The organism is Bradyrhizobium sp. LB14.3 (assembly GCF_040547985.1).
Lineage (GTDB): Bacteria > Pseudomonadota > Alphaproteobacteria > Rhizobiales > Xanthobacteraceae > Bradyrhizobium.
In genome coordinates this window covers 16,237-34,528 of sequence record NZ_JBEPQT010000027.1, presented here as the reverse complement: position 1 = coordinate 34,528, position 18,292 = coordinate 16,237, and the positions used below count along the sequence as shown (strand labels likewise).

The following is an 18,292-nucleotide window of genomic DNA, read 5'->3' as shown; positions in this document are numbered from 1 at the left end:
ATTTTTAAGCAATATCGCGGGCCGGTATGCAGGACGCAAGCTGGCAGGCGCTCGCGGCGCACTCGAGGCGTAAAGCCGTGCGGCGTCAGGCCGCTACCGCACTCCGGAACGTCGCTGCCACCGCACGCAGCGCCGCCAGTTTCGCTGGATCGCTGACCTTCGAATGCAGCATCACCTTCGAACTGCCGAGTTTCGGCAGCTTGTAGGCGGATCCGACATCGACCAATCCGGGAGGCGCGATCCGCCGCGCCAGTGGTGCGATTGCAAGCCCGGCAAGGGCGGCTGCAACCACCGCCGTGACGCCGCCGCCGACAAAACGCTCACGCCAGGCGAGGCCGGCCTTGTCGAGCGCGCGCACCGCGATGGCGCGGACGCCGCAGGGCGGGGCGAGCGTTGCGAGCGGCAGCGCTTCGCCCTTGGGCAAGGTGAAGCGCCTTGACGCGAACCAGCCGAATTCGTCCTCGGCCAGCTTCTCGCCGCCGCGGCGGCTGCCTTCCTGGCGGACGATCACCGCATCGAGCTCGCCCGCGTCATAGGCGTCCTGCATCTCGCGCGAGAAGCCAATGGTGACGGCGAGCGTAAGGTTTGAGGACATCGCATGCAGCCGTTCGAGCAGCGGCACCAGCTCCGGGCCTGCAGCATGATCGGAGATGCCGAGCGAGAGCGACTGCGCCACTGGGGCCTCGCCCGACAGCGCGCTGTCATGCGCCGCGATCAGCGCGCGGGCGCGATCGAGGAACGTCGCGCCGTCTGCCGTGAGCCGGACCGCGCGCGGCGAGCGCTCGACGAGGCGCTTTCCGAGCAATGTTTCCAGCCGTTGCAGCTTCAGGCTGACCGCCGCCTGTGTCGTGCCGAGCGCCTCGGCGGTGCGGGTAAAGCTCTGGAGGTCGGCGACCAGCAGGAAGGCCCGGACCGTGGCGATGTCGAGTGTTGCTGTCATTATGATTGGTTATCACTGCTATCCGCAGAAATAAGATACCAAAATGACTGAGGGAGGTCTATTTCTTTCATCAACGCCGCGCGGACCGCGCGACATCTTGAGGAGAACGATTATGCCGCTGATCACCGTGTCCTACACCACCCCCGCCAGTCGCCCTCGCTGAAGGCCGACATCGCAAGCGCCGTGTCCGAACTCACCGCAACAATCCTGCACAAGGATCCTGAGGTCACCGCCATCATCGTGAAATCGGTCGATGCGAGCGACTGGTTTGCGGGCGGCAAGTCGCTCGCGGAGCAGAAGCTTGCGAGCTACTGGATCGACATCCACGTCAGCGAAGGCACCAATACCAAGGACGAAAAGGCCGCCTATCTCGCCGCGATGTTCACGCGCATGGCCGGGATTTTGGGACCGCTGCATCCCGAGACGTACCTGCACGTCGACGAGGTCAAGGCCGACGCCTACGGCTTTGGCGGCCTGACCCAGGAGCGGCGCTACATCGCCGGCAAGCTCGATGTTTCGCCGAAGGCGGCGTGAGGCGGCAAGTCGCGGGTGAGCAATCTCACCCGCGGCCTGATCGTCAGCTCGCTATTCGAAACTGGACTTCGGAATTGTTCAGGAAACAGGTCTTGTCGAACAGCTTGAGGTCCAGCGGGTTCGGCAGCCTGACATCGCTAAGGTCAGGGCAGGACTTGACCGAGGGATCATAGGAACGATCGATCTGCGAGATGAAGACGACGATCAATCCCTTGTCGCGTGCGAACGATTTCAGCGCGCGCACTTGAACGGTGAGGTCGGGGTTTTCCCGCCGCTGGTCGAGCAGTTGCAGATAGTCGATCACCACGACTGTGCCGCGCGGTGCTGCGGCCATCTGCTTGACGATGTAATCGGCACTGATGGCATCGGAGCAATCGACCTCGAAGAGTTTTTCGAATTCCGCCGGGTCCACGCCGATCATCCGAAAGCGATCCTGAACGTCTTTCTCGGTGTATTCGAGCGAGAAGAACGCGGCGCGGTGGCCCGAGCGCATCGCTTCCACGGCAAGTTCGAGGCTCATCAGGGTCTTGCCCTGGCCGGGGCGCGCCCCGACCAGCACCAGATCGCCCGGTTGAAATTGCGGGAAAAGCCTGTTGGCCGGCGTCGCTGCGGCAGCTTTCGCCGCGAGCATGCTCCAGGCGGAAAATCCTTCCGTCGCGGCGATGCGGTCAAGCGCATCGTGCAACGGAATGCCTTCCTCGCGCGACATGCGCTTCGCTCGCCGCTTCAGATGATAGATCGGTGCAGACAGCTCCATCGTGAGAACCTCCCATTACGAGCATGATCGCAACCCCTCCTTATGCCTGGCGCTCGAACAGTCGGTCCGACGATCAATTCGCCCGGCATGGTCTCTACTTTCCCGGCGGAGGGGGGAGGCGTGGGCGACACCGGGGTCAAGCGTAGCCGATTCCGTGTCGGCGGAGAACGAGACAGGCGGGGCGCTCTCCAGAAAACGTCAGACGACTTCCGGCAGCAGCGCCCGGGTCGGCCCGAACAGCTCCTCAAAGGCCTGCCGGAGTGCGACGTCGATATCGGCCATCGTCACGAGCTGGCCGAGATCGACCAGCGAGGTAACGCCGTAGCGGGGATCGCCGACGCCGCAGGGCACGATGCCGGCGAAATGCTCCAGCTCCGGCTCGACATTGATGGCGATGCCGTGGAACGAGACCCAGCGCTTCAGCCGGACGCCGATCGCGGCGATCTTGTCCTCGTGCTCGGGTCCCTTGTCGGGCCGCTTCACCCAGACGCCGACCCGGTCCTCCCGCCGTTCGCCGCGGATGTTGAAGGCGCCGAGCGTCCGCAGAATCAGCTCCTCCAGGCTCGCGACATAGGCCCGCACGTCCGGCCGCCGGCGCTTGAGGTCGAGCATGACATACGCCACCCGCTGGCCGGGCCCGTGATAGGTGAGCTGCCCGCCGCGCCCGGTGGCAAAGGTCGGGAATCGCGCATCGAGCAGGTCGGTGGCCTTGCCCGAGGTGCCGGAGGTGTAGAGCGGGGGATGTTCGAGTAGCCAGACCAGCTCCGGGGCGTCACCGGCCGCGATCGCCGCGACGCGCGCCTCCATTTCGGCCACGGCCTCCGGATAGGGCACGGGCGCGTCCGAAATCCGCCACTCCACGGGTTCGCCGTCTACGGCAGAAAACGACGCCAAATCGAGGTCTTGACGTTGATCTTGGCGGGGGTTTTTGGGTGAATTAACCATTGGCTAACCATAACCGGGTGATGATCCCAGGCGCAAATGCCAAGTCCCTAGTCCAAGTCCCAAGTTGCGGTGGTGCTGAAGTGCCTACTCTCGACAAAGTCACCGTGGATCTCATGGTCGTCCTCGGGACGACCACCATGCCGATCCATCAAGTATTACGTCTTTCCCGCGGTGCCATCATCGAGCTGGACGCAACCGAGGCCGACGAGGTCAAGGTTTTGGCCAATAATTTGCCGGTCGCCTCCGGCGTCGTGCTGGTCGATCGCAACCGGATCGCGGTCGAGGTCAAGCAGATGCTGCCGCGTACGCCGGGCACGCGGTAGCGGCCGGGGCACACTGTCGCGGGCCGGGCACGCGGTAAAGGGCTCTCCCGGGTCAAGCCACCGGAACTTTCCTGCAAAGCTTGTGGAATTCAGGGCCTTTGGAGGCTTGTACCCCTCTGATGGATTTGTTAGATCGGCGCCGTTGATCCGGTTGGCCTTCAAGCCTCAAGCCGGCATCCCCAAAAGCGCTCGTGGCGGAATTGGTAGACGCGCTGCCTTGAGGTGGCAGTGAGTAAAATCGTGGGGGTTCGAGTCCCTCCGAGCGCACCAAAAATCATAAGTCATTGATATAAAAACTATTTTCGCGATTTCTACTCCCGCGTTGTTACTCGCAATGAATCTATTCTTTGAACTTTTCCATCAGCGTCTCTCCGACGTGCTTCCGGCGTTCGCTTTTGTGGGGTCAGCTCTGTTTGAGCCAAAATCTTGCGAAGGAAAACCACCATCTGCTTACGAAAGGACAGTAGCGTAGCCCATCGTAGAGATAGGCGGGTTCGTACTTTCATTCACCAAAGCCTGACTTGAACAACTCTAAGCGACGGCCTTTGGGATTCTGGCCTCAACCAGGGCTTGGAGGTCGGCAAGAGAAGTGTCGTCAAATTTTTTTAAGCATCAATGGGGGTTCATTTCGAACGATAGAATAGCACGCGTCCGGTTGGTATGAGCTGGCATAGAATATCATAGTCGCCGACATTTGCAGTCAGGACAACGACGCCGAGCTTTTGTGCCTGCAGGAAGAGCACGCAGTCCTGAAGCGCGCGCAACTTGCTGTCCTTTTCATATCCCTGGAGGCGGCAGAGGATCCCAGATAGCAGCGCGGCTCGTCCCAGCACCTCTATGTCCGGCGCAAAGATCCGGTGTGGCGGCATCGCTTTGATCTGCTTCCCGATCACATCGACGACAGATGCGGTTCGCACGTCGGACGGATTTAGCACGCCGACCGTGTGCATCAACTCCTGGATCGCGACAGTCGAATGGTTGACTTGTCGCTGCGCGATCAGGTCGTCCAGGACCTGAGGCGAACGATCTTGCATTTGATCGATATAGACGCAGGTATCGAGCAGTAGTCCCTGTCCGGCGATCAGGCTGGCGCTGACGAATGGAAGTTCATCGTCGCTGCGCCGTGCCAGCGTGTTTTCTGGATCGAACCGCGCCCAACGTCGCGCCGCGTCAAAGTCGAATTCCGCCACCTTAGAAACCGAGCTTCAACGTTGGATCGACCGTGCATCGAGACTCCTTGAACGCGCCTGCGAAATTGTCCTCAAGTGCAACCGTCGCCAACGCAAACTCGATCAAGTCCGTATCCGTCTCGATGCCCGTCTGGCGCTTGGCCTGCCTGACCAAGGCCGGACTCACCCGGCCACCGATACGGCTGCCTTTTTCGCTCAGAAGGCCAGATTGTTCCGCCGCCAGCATGACCGCTTCAAATCGTGCCTTGCTCACGACAAGCCCGCTAGTCGCAAGCTCACGCTTAAAGGTCTTTATCAGTACCGAGCTGCCCTTGGATGCAGCTCTCCTCCGTTTCGCCCGGAGCAGTGTGGGCTTGTTCGCTGATGCCTTTGCCATGGAATTTCGCCCGTATGTTAGACAAAAATGAGTTTTGTCTAACATAGCGCTTTGCTGCCCCACCTTCAAGGCGTCTAATAGAAGCGAGCCCCCATCAGGGAGGGCTCGGCGTTCTGCTTCGGTTTTTGTGCCGCCTTTCTTGGCAGGCCACTTCTTCTTGACAGCTGGATCGTCACAGTGTGGGCTAATGGGGAACGATGACCGTTGGGATCGCATTGCAGTCGGTGAGGTCGCCGGGCAAATGCTGGCTGCCGGCGCGTGGCTATGGTTCGACGGTGGAGGACGATGAGAGATAGCGCGTCGGAGGTTGCCGACATCAGCGATGCCGTTCATCTCTGCATCGACATGCAGAACATTTTCGCTCCGGGCGGCCTCTGGGCGACGCCCTGGATGGCGAGAGTTTTGCCGACGATCGCCTCGATCGTTTCGCGTCATCAGGCCAGAACGATCTTCACGCGATTCATCACGCCGGAAGATCCGGAAGATCGTCCCGGACAGTGGCAGAGCTATTTTCGTCATTGGCGCGAGGCGACCCGCAAGCATTTGCCGCCATCCGGTCTCGAACTCGTGCCGGCTCTGAGCCGCTTCGTTCCGCCCGCTGCTGTCATCGACAAGCCGGCCTATTCCGCGTTCAGCAATCCCGGCCTCGCCAGCCTGCTCATCGAGAAGAACGTCGGCACGGTCGTGATCACGGGCGCAGAAACCGACGTCTGCGTGCTCTCGACGGTCCTGAGCGCCGTCGATCTCGGCTTCAGGGTCGTCATCATCGAGGATGCGCTGTGCAGCTCCTCCGATGTCGGCCACGATGCGCTCATGACGATGTACCGCACCCGCTTTCACGGCCAGGTCGATCTGATGACCGCCGAGGAATTGGCCGAGTTCTGGCGGGAGTAGGGGACGGTCCGCTCAATTGACGTTGTCGCCGAGCATGTTGCGGAAGGCCGTGGCGACGGCGGCGATGCCGCTGGCGCCGTGCATCAGTGCGATCTCGCCCTGCTGTTCGTGGCGGATGGCGTGGGCCATGACGCGCAGGCGCAGATCGCCGCCGCTATGCCACATCTGGTCGGCCATCCTGACCGCGCCGACGTGATGCTTGCTCATCGTCTCGACGAACACCGTGTCGAATTGGTCCGCCGGCGCGGTCTTGACCTGTCGCATCGCGGCCTGTGTCAGGAAGCCCGGCATCGCGGCACGTTCTTCCGTGTTGCAGTCGGGCATCTCGGTGTCGAACCAGCTCAGCCACCAGGTCTCGAAAATCCGGTTCTCGCCGGACTGGCTCGCGACCATCAGCATCGCCAGCTTGCGCAGATGCGGGTCCTGCGCGCGCTCCGCGCCGATGCGCGCCAGCTCGATGCCCTGGGCGTGATGCGCGGTCATATGACGGATGTAGGTCTGGTCCGCGTCCCTGTCGCGGCCCATCCACGGCGGCTCGTAACCATGGCTGCCGAACAACGCGACCGCCCCGAGCAGCATCATCACGGCCAGCGCGCCCGTGGTCCAGGCACTGGTGAAGCGAACATCGCGCTCGGGTGCTGCGCCCCGCGTCCAGCGCAGCCGGGCGAACAGGGGGTACATCACGGCCGAGGAGCTATGGACGAGCAGGCCGATCCAGTAGGGCTGCTGCAGCGTGAACAGCGGCTGCCAGAACGGAAACAGCGGCACCAGCACGAACCATTCCATGCTTGAAGAGAACACGGCCCAGGGCAGCGCGAGCAGCAGGATCGTGAGCGGCCGCAGGTCGGCGGTCCAGCGCCCGAGCACGCCGAAGAAGACCAGCGCCCACGAAAAGTCCGCCCATTGGTGAAAGGCGATCCCGGCAAGGATCACGCTCCACGACGGCTCTGCGCTGACCGCCCAATCGCGCGCGGGAATGGAGGCGACCGTCATCCAGTCGACGGCGGCATCGCGCCCGATGCGCGCGGCGAAGAGCTGGCTGACGATGGTCGAGAAGGTGCTGCTGATCAGGCCAAGCTCGGCAGCGGCGATCCAGCGCGAACGGCGCCGTCTCTTGGCGGCTCGAGGCACGCTTCCGTCAGTGCGCCACCCTGCATTTGAAAGCGCCGGTCGCGGCTCCGCGTTCACGTCAGCTGCTTGAGCTTTTTCAGTGGATCGGGCTCGCCCGGCTTGTCCTGTTCGTCGCGGCCGCGCTGCGCCTGCGCCTTGCCGTCATCGTGGAGGTCCTGGTCCCCGATGATCTCGCCGATTGCCTGCCTTGTCTTGCCGCCGATGCGTTGTTCAAGACCCGTCGTCTTGCCCATGAGCTGCCTCCAATAGATCTGCCTCCAAGCTCACGCCGCTACCCCGGCGCTTGAAAAGGGGTGAGCGCCGGGGCCGCGGTTTTGTCTAATCAGTCTCCGGCAGGGACGCCGGAAGCGTTGAAGAGACTCTCTGAGGCGCGGATGGTTCCTCGGCCGTCATCTTGCCTCGCGTGCGACGATCACGCCTTCATTGCCGCGGAGCAGGATGGAGGCGTCCGGCAACGGCTCGGACGGCCGGTCCAGATGCGTCGACATCAGCAGACGGCCGCAACCTTGCCAGTGCCATTTCCGCGGCTCGGCGGCGATGTTGAGCGCGACCAGAATGTCGCTGCCGCCAACCGTCCGGCGGTAGGCAAGAACGTCGTTCTGTGAGCGTAGCGGCTCGTAATCGCCGTGGCGCAGGCAGGCATGCTCGCGCCGTAGCGTCATCAGTGCGCGAAACAGTGCCAGGATCGAACGCGGGTCGCGCTGCTGCGTGGCCACGTTGGCCGCGCCGTCGGGCGGCTCCAGCGGCAGCCATGGATCGCCGGTTGTAAAGCCGCCGTTGGTGCTGTCGTCCCAACGCATCGGAGCGCGTTCGGGATCGCGGCAAAGGCCATACCCCGGCACGAGCTTCTCGAAGGGATCGCGGACGCGGTCGGGCGGAACGGGAACGCGCTTGCGGCCGATCTCGTCGCCCATGAAGAAGAACGGCGTTCCCCGCAGCGTCATCAGCAGCATCGCCAGAACCCGCATCTGCGCGTCGCCGATTTTGCTCGCGATCCGTTGCTTGTCGTGACCACCGATCACCCAGACCGGCCATGCATGATCCGGGATGGCGTTGAAATACGCGTCGATCGCCGCTTGCAGCGACAACGCATCCCAGGGTGCGTCGAGCAGCGCGAAATTGAGCGGCAGATGCAGGCGCGGCCGATCGTTGCTGTAGAAGTGACCGATGCGGTCGGTCTTGCCCTGGACTTCGCCGCACAACATTCGCCCCGGATAGCAGTCGATCACCTCGCGGATGAATTCGATGCAACCCATCGTCTCCGGCCGGTCGTCCGTGAACACGGGCGTCTGGCGCTGCGGCGGCGGCTTGCCCTTCGCTTGCGGGTTCTGCGGATTGTCGCGCAGGAGCTCGTCCTTGATCAGGACCGCGCTGGCGTCGACGCGAAAGCCGTCCACGCCGCGATCGAGCCAGAAGCGCATGACATCGGCGATCGCGGCGCGCAGCTGCGGGTCGCGCCAGTTCAGATCGGGCTGCTCGACCAGGAAGGAATGATAATAATATTGCCGCCGCGCCTCGCACCATTCCCAGCCGCTGCCACCGAAACGGCTCAGCCAGTTGTTGGGCGGACCGCCATTCTCGGCCGCGTCGGCCCAGATGTACCAATCGGCCTTCGCGCTGTTCCGTGAGCTGCTGCTCTCGACAAACCATGCGTGATCGTTCGCAGTATGATTGGGCACGAGATCGAGGATCAGGCGGATATCAGCCGCGTGCAGGGCCTTGAGCAGGCGATCGAACGCGTCGAAGCCGCCGAAGGCAGGATCGATGGAGCAGTAGTCGGAGATGTCGTAGCCGAGGTCGCGGAAGGGGCTCTTGTAGATCGGCGTCAGCCAAACCGCGTCGACGCCGAGCCATTTCAGATAATCGATGCGCGATATCAGTCCAGCGAGATCGCCTTTGCCGTCGCCGTCCGAGTCCTGGAACGAGATCGGTGCGATTTCATAGATGACGGCGGATTCCCACCACAGGCCTTCGTCACGGGACTCGTCGCTCATTGCCTTGTATCACCTCGGCGTGCTTCCTCAGGTCCGTCCCGCGGCGTGCGCTGCGATCTGCTTTGCCGCGGCTCTGGCGCTCTCGATGCCCTTGGGGAAGCCGCTGCGGTTCGGATACAGCTTGCGCCGTGCATCGCGCGTCGGCCGCCGCGGCCTGGTGTCCTGAGCGGCGCGATAGTCGAGCATCGCGATGCCGCCGACCATCAGCAGCGCCAGCGCGATATTGCCATTTTTGGGATTGTCCGCCGTCAGCCCCGAGAGCAGCGCGGCGGCATCGAGGCCGTCGCCGCCGACGCGGACCCACAGGCCGGCGTTCTTGTCGACCGAGAGCGACACGATCCCGGCCATGATCTCCCGCACGCCGAAGGCGCGGACCAGCGTCTCATGGCCTTCCATGCCCAGCGTTTCCGTGACGCGCCTCGGCGCGAAGAATTCCACGACGCCGAGCCCGATGCTGAACCAGCCCAGCGCACGGGCAAGCTGGTCTTCGGGCCGCCTCAGGCTTGGTCCGCTCGCGACGATCTTAGGGTCACCCTTGGTACGCACGATGTTGGAGAAATGAAACATTGATCTAGCTCCTCAGGGCCTCAGCACGACCTTGACGCAGGAGTCGCGCTTGTCGCGAAACACCTGATACATCTCGGGGCCTTGGCTGAGCGGGACGGTGTGGGTGATGACGAAGGACGGATCGATCTGACCTTCTTCAATGCGATGGAGCAGGTCGTCGGTCCAGCGGTTGACGTGGGTCTGGCCGGTGCGCATCGTCAGGCCCTTGTTCATGAAGGCGCCCATCGGAAGCATGTCGGAGAATCCACTGTACACGCCCGGCACCGAGATGATGCCGCCGGGGCGGCAGACATAGATCATCTCGCGCAGCACATGCGGCCGGTCGCTCTCCACCATCACCATCTGCTTGGCGCGGTCGAGCAGCGTGTCGGGCAGCGAGGCCATCACGTGCGACTCCATCCCGACGCAATCGATGCATTTTTCGGGGCCTCTGCCGTCGGTGAGCTCCTTGAGCCGCTCCAGAACGCTTTCGTTTTCGAAGTTGATGGTGGTGGCGCCGCCGGCTTCGGCCATGCTGAGCCGCTCGGGCAGGCAGTCGATCGCGATTACCTGATTGGCGCCGAGCAGGATGGCGCTGCGGATCGCCATCTGCCCCACGGGACCGCAGCCCCAGATCGCGACCGTATCGGTCGGCTCGATGTCGCATTGCACCGCGGCCTGCCAGCCGGTCGGGAAGATGTCGCTGAGAAACAGCAATTGTTCGTCGGGAAGGCCGGCGGGCACCTTGATGTGGGTGGCGTCGGCAAACGGCACGCGCAGATATTCGGCCTGGCCGCCGGGATAGCCGCCGGTCAGATGCGTATAGCCGAACAGGCCGGCGCAGGAATGACCGAACGCTTTTTCGGCGAGGTGACGCTTGCGGTTGGTGGTCTCGCAGACCGAGAAATTGCCGCGCTTGCACTGGTCGCATTCGCCGCAAATGATCGTGAAGGGGACGACGATGCGGTCGCCCTTCTTCAGCTTGCCGTCGACGCCCGAGCCGACTTCCACCACTTCGCCCATGGTCTCGTGGCCCATGATGTCCCCGGGCAGCATGCCGGGAATGTAGTTGTGAAAGAGGTGCAGGTCTGAGCCGCAGATGGCGCAGCTCGTGACTTTAATGATGGCATCGCGCGGGTCCTGAATCTCGGGATCGGTGACGGTGTCGCAGCGGATGTCTTCCTTGCCGTGCCAAACCAGCGCCTTCATCTCTGTCCTCCCGCGAGCTACGAGGCATCCAAGTCGAACAACGAACGATGGTTGCTATTGCACGTGGAAAATCATCGCGCCGCACATGCTTTGACTTGAGGTTTGGCTTGGATAGGAACGAGAGGGGGTCGCAGCCATTGGAGCGTCATCAACGCCATCGCAAGGATACGCTCATGTCCGCCAAGCAGTTCGCCGTCGTCACCGGCGCCTCCACCGGTATTGGCCTGGAACTCGCCAGATGCTGTGCCCAAGCCGGTTTCAACCTTGTCATCGCGGCGGACGAGCCCGAGATCGAGAGAGTGGCCGTCGATCTCCGCAAGCTCGGCGCCAGCGTCGAGGCGGTCGAGGCCGATCTCGCCACCACTGAAGGTGTCGACAAGCTCTGCGCCGCGGTCGGCGACCGGCCGATCGGCGCGCTGCTGGCCAATGCCGGTGTCGGCCTTGGCAAGGCGTTCCTCGATCAGGATTTTGCCAGGGTCAAACACCTCGTCGACACCAACATCACCGGCACGCTTTATCTGATCCATCGGGCCGGCAACGAGATGCGCCGTCGCAATTCGGGCCGCATCCTGATCACGGGCTCGATCGCCGGCTTCACGCCGGGCAGTTTTCAGGCGGTCTACAACGCCAGCAAGGCTTTCCTCGACTCGTTCTCCTTCGCGCTGCGCGAGGAGCTTCGCGACAGCGGCGTCACCGTCACCTGCCTGATGCCGGGCGCCACGGAAACGGAGTTCTTCGACCGCGCCGACATGATGGACACCAAGGTCGGCACCGAGAAGAAGGACGACGCGGCTGAGGTCGCGAAGGCCGGCTTCGACGCCATGTTGGCCGGCGAGTCCGACATCGTGACCGGACTGAAGAACAAGATCCAGACCACGGTCGCCAACGTCACACCGAATGAGATGTTGGCCAAGCAGCATCGCAAGATAGCCGAGCCGGGCACGGCGAAGTCTTAGAACGATACGGTCGCAATCTGCGCTGAGTGGCGCGGCCAATCCCGCGGACCGACAAAGGAGAACGCCGATTCACATAGCCTAATGCGCAAAGCTCCTCGAGCCGTCAGACTGGTTCGGCTGGAAAGAGGGGCTGTGGCGATGGATCGCGTCGAACAGGCTTTTGTCGCGACGGCAATCACGGGTTTCCTCGTGATGTTGGGCGCAATCGTCTGGATGATGATGGGCTGACGGCGGGAAGGGGTCATGTCTTGCGCGTCATGCTGCCTTATGCTGCGGTCCTTCTGTGCCTGGCGGTGAGCGGCTGGCTCGCTTTAGCGCATCTGTTCTGATCGCCGTTCGGCTCAACCGTGCGGATCGGCGATGAGCGCGGCCAGCCTCTGTGCCATCGCCGGCAGATCAATCGGTTTTTCCAGGATCGGCACGTCGTGGAATTCCGGACTAATGGCGACCTTGTCGTATCCGGTCGTGAAGACGAAGGGTACGTTCCTTGCCTTCAGTTCACGGGCCACCGGAAAGATCATCTCACTGCGGATGTTCACGTCGAGCACGGCGGCATCGAGGATGCTGCCGTCGTGCAGGATCCTGAGTGCGTCGTCGAGATCACCCACCGGGCCCGCGACATCTGCGCCGAGCGCGCGACATGCCCTGCCAATGTCATCGGCGAGAAAATATTCGTCCTCGACAACGAAAATCCGCCGCCCGCTGAGCGGCGACAGCGGATGTGACCACGTGGGCGAGATCGTCATGGTGCCTCCCATGCTTTCCTTTCCCGTCCTAGGAACATAGGGCGGTGACCCGCCTTGGTACAAACGCTACAGAAGAAAGTGGGTTCCATGAGCAACCGCGACATCATCGTCATAGGTGGCTCGGCCGGCGCGACCGCACCGCTGAAGCAGATACTGGGCCGCCTGCCGCCCGATCTGCCCGCGGCGGTGTTCATCGTCCTGCACATTCCCGCGCAGGGCATCGGCATTCTCTCGACAGTGGCCAGCAGCGCGGGCCCGCTTCCGGTCCGGCAGGCCGAAAACGGCATGAAGATAGAGCCCAGCCAGGTTTATCTGGCCGCACCGGACCATCATCTGCTGCTGTCCGAGGATCGCGTGTTCCTCGGGCGCGGTCCGCGCGAGAACATGGTCCGGCCGGCCATCGACGCCTTGTTTCGCTCGGCCGCCATCAATTACGGCCCGCGCGTGATCGGCGTGCTCCTGAGCGGCCTGCTGTCCGACGGTGCGGCCGGTCTCAACGCCATCAAGCGCTGCGGAGGGATCTCGGTGGTTCAGGACCCCTCGGACGCCATCGCCGATGAAATGCCAAGGAGCGCCCTGGAGGCGACCATCATCGATCTTTGCGTCCCCGGCGCCGGAATGGGTGATGTCCTGTCCGATCTCGCCAGGGAGACTGCCGGCGCCGCGCTGCCGATCCCGCCGGAGATCCGACTCGAGGTCGAGATCGCGGCCGGCGAACGGATCGGCAGTGACAATCTCCTCTCCGTGGCTGATCCGGTTGCGCTGACCTGTCCGGCCTGCGGGGGCGTGCTGTCCGAGATCAAGGAAGCGCGTCCGATGCGCTTCCGTTGCCAGGTCGGTCACGCCTTCACCGGCGACATCCTCGCAAAAGAGCAGGAGGGGCGGGTGGATGAAGCCCTGCGGGTCGCGCTGCGCATCATCGAGGAGCGGGCTGAGTTGGTGCAGCGCATGGCGACCGACGGCCGGCGCAGCGGCCGGCCTGCGGTCGCCGAGATGTACGGGACGCGGGCTGCCGAATATCGCGAATATGCCGACATGATCCGGCGCGTTGTGCTAAAATCGCTCGATCCTCCGGTTTCGCAAGCGGAAGGCTTGAGGGTGTCGCCATGACCATCTCCCTCGCCGAATGGACCGAGCAGCTCGATACCGAGCGCCGCCATCTGATCAAGGCCGATCGTGATATCGAGGAGGGTTCGCAACGCATCCGCGACCAGGAGGATCGGGTCCGTCAACTCAGTGCCGGCGGCTGCGACGCGGGCCAGGCGGAACGGTTGGTGGAGGCGCTGAAGCAGACTCTGACGGAATGGCTGCGCCATCGCGTCCTGATCCAGCAGCGGATTGCCTATCTTCGGCAGCAAGTCGGCCCGGAGTGATCCAGGGCGCGCTGGCAGGCCGTCCGAACTCTACGCCGAGCTCGTACATAAAATCGAGTTGCCGCTTGGCGCTGCGGCGCAAACGATCGTTCTCGCGGAGCAGCCGACGGGCGGTCGCGGTGGCGTCCTCGGCCAGCCTGATCAGGGCCGCGAGTTCGTCGGACGTCTGCATCACGGGGCTCCTGCCGCACGCAACTATGGGCCTTTGGCCGGGAATTGACAACGATGCTCGCGGTATGGAACGCAGCGTGACATATCCGCCTTTCACCTGTTGGGATAACATCAAGTCTGCTATTTGCGGCGAGCGGGCGACCCGCTGGTTCACGTCACTGAATGAGAGCTACCGAGATCATGCATGAAATCGGCGACCAGCCGGTCGAAAGAGAGCACCAGACCAGGTCCCCGCTGATCATCGGGGTGGGCGCCCCGCCGGCAGCTCTGGATAGCATCGAGCGCTTCTTTGCCAAACTGACCCTAGGCGCCGACCAGGCCGTCGTGCTGGCGCTTCAACATCATGAGGCGTTCGATGAGCCGCGGCTGCGCCGGATCGTGCGAAATTCCAGCGGCGGCAAGATCGCCGACATCAGCGACGGCCAGACCATCGAGGGCGGCACGGTCTATCTGTGCCCGCCGGCGATGATCACGACGATCCATGGCGGTCGCTTCGCGGTCCGCGAGGCCGAGCAGGCGCCCGGCGAGCGGGCCACGATCGACAGCTTCCTGGTGTCGCTGGCGGAAGAACGCGCCGAGCAATCGATCGGCGTGATCCTGTCCGGCATCGGCGGCGATGGCACGCTGGGTACCGCGACGCTGAAGGATCACGGTGGTCTCGCCATCGCCGAAAAGGGCGCGAGTGACGAGGCTGATCATCTGAAGGACGCCAATACGCCGGCGGCGATCGCCGACTACGTGCTGACCGCGGAAGAAATCGCCGAGCACATCCAGGTCTATGCCCGTCATCTGCGGCGGCTGGACGAGAAGCAGGGGTTCGATGAGGGACTGGCCGCTGCGGCGAGCTCGCTGTCGCGCATCGCCGACGTCCTGCGCAGCAAGACCGGCAATGATTTCCACGGCTACAAGCAGAACACCTTTCTGCGCCGCGTGCAGCGGCGGATGCAGGTGGTTCAGATCGCCGAGATTTCCGCCTATGTCGATTTCCTGCGCAACGACCAGGACGAGGCGCTGCACCTCTTCAACGATCTCTTGATCGGCGTCACCGAATTCTTCCGCGACAAGCGCGAGTTCGAAGTGCTGGAGAGCCAGATCGTCCCGAAGATCTTCGAAGGCAAGAGCGCGGGCCAGCAGGTTCGCGTCTGGGTGCTCGGCTGCGCCACGGGAGAGGAGGCCTATTCGATCGGTATCCTCCTGCGCGAGCACATGGCCAAAATGGACTCCGCCCCGCAGGTTCAGATCTTCGCTACCGACATCGACGGACGGGCACTGGCGACCGCGCGCGTCGGTCGTTACCGCACCAAGATCGAGGCGGACATGACCAGGGAGCGCCTGGCGCGCTGGTTCGTGCGCGAGGGCGATACCTATTGCGTGGTCAAGGACCTGCGCGAAATGTGCATCTTCTCGCAGCATAACGTGATCAAGGACGCACCGTTCTCCAAGCTTGATCTCGTCTCCTGCCGCAACCTGCTGATCTACCTCAATGCCGAATTGCAGAACCGGGTGATTCCGCTATTCCACTTCGCGCTTCTGCCGGATCGCTTCCTGTTCCTCGGCAATTCCGAGAACGTGACGCGGCATCCAAAGCTGTTCGTGCCGATCGACCGCCGCGCCCGCATCTTCAAGAAGCTCGAGACCGGAACGCGGCTGCCGCCGGAATTTCCGATCACGACCGCTGCGGGCAGGGCTCCCGCCGAGGTGCCGCCGCTGCGCTCGTTCCGTCCCGACGTCGGTCTGGAGCGCCGCGCGCAACGGGTCGCGGAGCGCTACGCGCCCGCCTATGTCATCACCGACGGCAACTTTCAGGTCCTACACTTCTCCGGGCGCACCGGCCGCTACATCGAGCCGACGGCAGGCGCCGCCACGCTCGACCTGCTCCAACTCGTCCATCGCGATCTCCGCCTGGAGCTGCGAACGGTGCTCAGCCGCGCGGCGGAGAACAATGAGCCCGCCCATACCGAGCAGGTGCAGCTCGGCGTCAATGGCCATCGCATTCTCGTCGACATCACGGCGGAGCCGATCCAGGATGGCGACCACCGCAATTTCGTCGTCCTGTTCAAGGATGGCCCGGTGCGCACCATGGATGCCGACGAGGGCTATCCCAATGCGCTGGTGCAGACGGAGCACGTCGAGCGTATCGAAGGCGAGCTGCGGGCGACGCGGGAGCGCCTTCAGGCGACCATCGAAGAGCTCGAAAGCACCAACGAGGAGCTGAAGTCCTCGAACGAGGAATACCAGTCGCTCAACGAAGAGCTTCAGTCCGCGAACGAAGAGCTCGAAACTTCACGCGAGGAATTGCAGTCGGTCAACGAGGAACTGACCACCGTCAACGGCGAGCTGGCTCATCGGGTCCAGGAATTGACGCGCGCCACCAGCGATCTCGAGAATTTCCTGGAGAGCACGCAGATCGCGACCGTGTTCCTCGACAACGATTTGCGCGTGATGAACTTCACGCCGGCGATCACGCAGGTTCTGCATCTCGTCGAGACCGACACGGGCCGCCCCATCGCGCACATCAAGGCGCGCATCCCGATCGAGGAGCTCTATGGCGACATTCGCGGGGTGCTGCGGACGCTTGCCAGCGCCGAGCGCGAGTTGAGGGAGCCGGACAGCGGCACGCGCTACATCGTGCGCATCCTGCCCTATCGCAGCATCGACAATTTCATCGCCGGAGTCGTCATCACCTTCGTTGACATCACCGCCATTACCCGCGCCGAGGAGCGGCAGCGCCTGCTGCTGGCCGAGCTCCAGCATCGGGTCCGCAACACGCTCGGCGTGGTGCGCTCGATCGCCCGTCGCACGGCCGATAGCAGTTCGACAGTCGAGGAGTTTGCTTCCCATCTCGATGGCCGGCTCAACGCATTCGCCCGTACCCAGGCACTCGTGACCCGCGATCCTGAAGGCGGCGTAGATCTCGAATACCTCGCCGTCGAGGAGCTGCTGGCCTATAATGCCAGGGAAGGCGAGCAGGTGCGTGTCAGCGGTCCCACGGTGCGTTTTCACTCGAAGGCAGCGGAAACCTTCGCGCTTGCCATTCACGAGCTCGCGACCAACGCGCTGAAATACGGCGCCCTGAGCCGACCGATAGGTCGCATCGAGATTTCCTGGCGCATTGAGCAGGGCACCGAGCCGGCGGAGCTGGTGTTCGAGTGGCGGGAGCGCGGCGGGCCGCCGGTTGCGCTGCCGCCGCACAAAGGATTTGGGACCGAGCTTCTGGAGCGCACACTCGCGTTCGAGTTCAAGGGGCAGACCACGATGGCATTCAATCCCAGGGGATTGGAATGCACGATCACAATTCCTCTTAGCAAGCGGGCGTTTCATACACCGGCGGTGGCCAACTGATGCCCTTGTCGACGCTAGATCGCAGCATGGTGGACCCGGTCATTCGCCGGCTGAACGTGCTGAGGCCCTTGTCGACGGAGGCCCGCACCTCGCTTGAATACGCAATGCTCGAGGGAATCCAGCGCGCAGGATCGGGCGAGGATCTGATCTCGGAGGGCGATCCGGTCGACAGTGTCCGCCTCGTGCTGTCGGGCTGGCTCTGCCGCTACAAGACGCTCGAGGACGGTCGGCGCCAGATCGTCAACTTTCTGTTTCCCGGCGAGAGTTGCGACGCGCACGCGTTCCTGCTGTCGGTGATGGATCATTCCATCGCGGCGATGACGCCGGTTGTCTACACCGAAATCAAGCGTGCGCGGTTCGAGGGTCTGGTGGCGGGCGACCGCGCGCTGGCGGAAGCGTTCTGGTGTGAGACCCTCGTCAACAACGCCATCCAGCGCGAATGGGCCATCAATCTCGGCCGCCGGGTGGCGTTTGAACGCGTGGCCCACTTGTTCTGCGAGATTATCGAGCGGCTGCGTCCCGTCGGCATGGTCGACGGCAATTCCTGCGTGATGCCGGTGACGCAAATGGATCTTGCGGACGCCACCGGGCTGTCGGTGGTCCATCTCAACCGCACGGTTCAGGAACTGCGGGCCTCCGGCCTGATCGTGCTGCGCGATCGCACGCTGACCATCACCGATCTCGATGCGCTCAAGGATGCGGCGCTGTTCTCGCCGAGCTATCTGCAACTCTATCGGCGGGGCTAAGCACTCTTTTTTGCTTGGGACGGTACGTGGGTCCTCGGCCGCGGGCGGTCGACAGGTTCCGAGATACTTGATCCAGGTTAACGTTCGCGGATGATTTGAGCGGATGGCTGGTTTTGAGT

The 18,292-nt window shown here is 63.3% G+C and carries 18 protein-coding genes, 1 tRNA gene and 1 pseudogene; 9 read left to right on the top strand and 11 right to left on the bottom strand.

Annotated elements, in window-relative coordinates:
• Window positions 1-85: 85 nt before the first annotated feature.
• Window positions 86-940 carry a LysR family transcriptional regulator gene (locus ABIB00_RS32105; protein ID WP_354107114.1) on the bottom strand — a complete coding sequence of 285 codons (855 nt, stop codon included), beginning with the start codon at window positions 938-940 and terminating at the stop codon, window positions 86-88.
• 112 nt (window positions 941-1,052) lie between these two features.
• On the opposite strand from ABIB00_RS32105, the pseudogene ABIB00_RS32100 reads away from it, so the two are divergent.
• A pseudogene (locus ABIB00_RS32100) lies at window positions 1,053-1,474 on the top strand (tautomerase family protein).
• Between the two features lie 43 nt (window positions 1,475-1,517).
• On the opposite strand, the gene ABIB00_RS32095 reads toward ABIB00_RS32100, so the two are convergent.
• Window positions 1,518-2,231, bottom strand: a complete 714-nt coding sequence (locus tag ABIB00_RS32095; RefSeq protein ID WP_354107113.1) for a DNA helicase — start codon at window positions 2,229-2,231, stop codon at window positions 1,518-1,520.
• Window positions 2,232-2,429: 198 nt separating this feature from the next.
• A complete protein-coding gene (lipB, locus tag ABIB00_RS32090; protein ID WP_354107112.1) occupies window positions 2,430-3,176 on the bottom strand; it encodes a lipoyl(octanoyl) transferase LipB in 747 nt (248 codons plus the stop codon).
• Window positions 3,177-3,256: 80 nt separating this feature from the next.
• Between lipB and ABIB00_RS32085 the strand changes: the two genes are divergently transcribed.
• Window positions 3,257-3,499 (top strand): FliM/FliN family flagellar motor switch protein, encoded by a 243-nt coding sequence (locus tag ABIB00_RS32085; protein ID WP_011088012.1) that lies wholly within the window; start codon window positions 3,257-3,259, stop codon window positions 3,497-3,499.
• A 185-nt stretch (window positions 3,500-3,684) separates the two neighbouring features.
• Window positions 3,685-3,769, top strand: a tRNA-Leu gene (locus ABIB00_RS32080).
• Between the two features lie 353 nt (window positions 3,770-4,122).
• On the opposite strand, the gene ABIB00_RS32075 is transcribed toward ABIB00_RS32080, so the two are convergent.
• Both ABIB00_RS32075 and ABIB00_RS32070 read right to left on the bottom strand, forming a co-directional pair.
• Entirely contained in the window at window positions 4,123-4,689 is a 567-nt protein-coding gene (locus tag ABIB00_RS32075; RefSeq protein WP_354107111.1) for a type II toxin-antitoxin system VapC family toxin, read from the bottom strand.
• 1 nt (window position 4,690) lies between these two features.
• Window positions 4,691-5,065, bottom strand: a complete 375-nt coding sequence (locus ABIB00_RS32070) for a hypothetical protein (protein ID WP_247445876.1) — start codon at window positions 5,063-5,065, stop codon at window positions 4,691-4,693.
• Window positions 5,066-5,350: 285 nt separating this feature from the next.
• On the opposite strand from ABIB00_RS32070, the gene ABIB00_RS32065 reads away from it, so the two are divergent.
• The gene (locus ABIB00_RS32065) at window positions 5,351-5,959 is read left to right on the top strand and encodes a cysteine hydrolase family protein (RefSeq protein ID WP_354107110.1); all 609 of its coding nucleotides are present in this window, start codon (window positions 5,351-5,353) and stop codon (window positions 5,957-5,959) included.
• Between the two features lie 12 nt (window positions 5,960-5,971).
• On the opposite strand, the gene ABIB00_RS32060 is transcribed toward ABIB00_RS32065, so the two are convergent.
• The 5 genes from ABIB00_RS32060 to ABIB00_RS32040 all read right to left on the bottom strand — a co-directional run bounded on the left by ABIB00_RS32060 (window position 5,972) and on the right by ABIB00_RS32040 (window position 10,839).
• Window positions 5,972-7,090, bottom strand: coding sequence for a DUF305 domain-containing protein (locus ABIB00_RS32060; protein WP_354107109.1), 1,119 nt, complete (start codon window positions 7,088-7,090; stop codon window positions 5,972-5,974).
• Between the two features lie 53 nt (window positions 7,091-7,143).
• Window positions 7,144-7,323, bottom strand: a complete 180-nt coding sequence (locus ABIB00_RS32055) for a CsbD family protein (protein ID WP_354107108.1) — start codon at window positions 7,321-7,323, stop codon at window positions 7,144-7,146.
• Window positions 7,324-7,479: 156 nt separating this feature from the next.
• Entirely contained in the window at window positions 7,480-9,084 is a 1,605-nt protein-coding gene (locus ABIB00_RS32050; RefSeq protein ID WP_354107107.1) for an alpha-amylase family glycosyl hydrolase, read from the bottom strand.
• Between the two features lie 27 nt (window positions 9,085-9,111).
• Entirely contained in the window at window positions 9,112-9,651 is a 540-nt protein-coding gene (locus ABIB00_RS32045; RefSeq protein ID WP_354107106.1) for a hypothetical protein, read from the bottom strand.
• Window positions 9,652-9,663: 12 nt separating this feature from the next.
• Window positions 9,664-10,839 carry a zinc-dependent alcohol dehydrogenase gene (locus ABIB00_RS32040; protein WP_354107105.1) on the bottom strand — a complete coding sequence of 392 codons (1,176 nt, stop codon included), beginning with the start codon at window positions 10,837-10,839 and terminating at the stop codon, window positions 9,664-9,666.
• A gap of 173 nt (window positions 10,840-11,012) precedes the next feature.
• Between ABIB00_RS32040 and ABIB00_RS32035 the strand changes: the two genes are divergently transcribed.
• Entirely contained in the window at window positions 11,013-11,795 is a 783-nt protein-coding gene (locus tag ABIB00_RS32035; RefSeq protein WP_354107104.1) for an SDR family NAD(P)-dependent oxidoreductase, read from the top strand.
• A 341-nt stretch (window positions 11,796-12,136) separates the two neighbouring features.
• On the opposite strand, the gene ABIB00_RS32030 is transcribed toward ABIB00_RS32035, so the two are convergent.
• Window positions 12,137-12,541 carry a response regulator gene (locus tag ABIB00_RS32030; protein ID WP_354053082.1) on the bottom strand — a complete coding sequence of 135 codons (405 nt, stop codon included), beginning with the start codon at window positions 12,539-12,541 and terminating at the stop codon, window positions 12,137-12,139.
• 87 nt (window positions 12,542-12,628) lie between these two features.
• Between ABIB00_RS32030 and ABIB00_RS32025 the strand changes: the two genes are divergently transcribed.
• From ABIB00_RS32025 to ABIB00_RS32010, 4 genes are all read left to right on the top strand, one after another.
• A complete protein-coding gene (locus tag ABIB00_RS32025) occupies window positions 12,629-13,651 on the top strand; it encodes a chemotaxis protein CheB (protein ID WP_247340734.1) in 1,023 nt (340 codons plus the stop codon).
• Window positions 13,648-13,914 carry a hypothetical protein gene (locus ABIB00_RS32020; protein ID WP_354053080.1) on the top strand — a complete coding sequence of 89 codons (267 nt, stop codon included), beginning with the start codon at window positions 13,648-13,650 and terminating at the stop codon, window positions 13,912-13,914. Before ABIB00_RS32025 ends, ABIB00_RS32020 begins: the two co-directional genes overlap by 4 nt.
• A 351-nt stretch (window positions 13,915-14,265) precedes the next feature.
• A complete protein-coding gene (locus ABIB00_RS32015; RefSeq protein ID WP_354107103.1) occupies window positions 14,266-17,427 on the top strand; it encodes a CheR family methyltransferase in 3,162 nt (1,053 codons plus the stop codon).
• Window positions 17,427-18,173, top strand: coding sequence for a Crp/Fnr family transcriptional regulator (locus ABIB00_RS32010; protein ID WP_247445865.1), 747 nt, complete (start codon window positions 17,427-17,429; stop codon window positions 18,171-18,173). The genes ABIB00_RS32015 and ABIB00_RS32010 overlap by 1 nt, the downstream gene beginning before the upstream one ends.
• The last annotated feature ends 119 nt before the right edge of the window (window positions 18,174-18,292 follow it).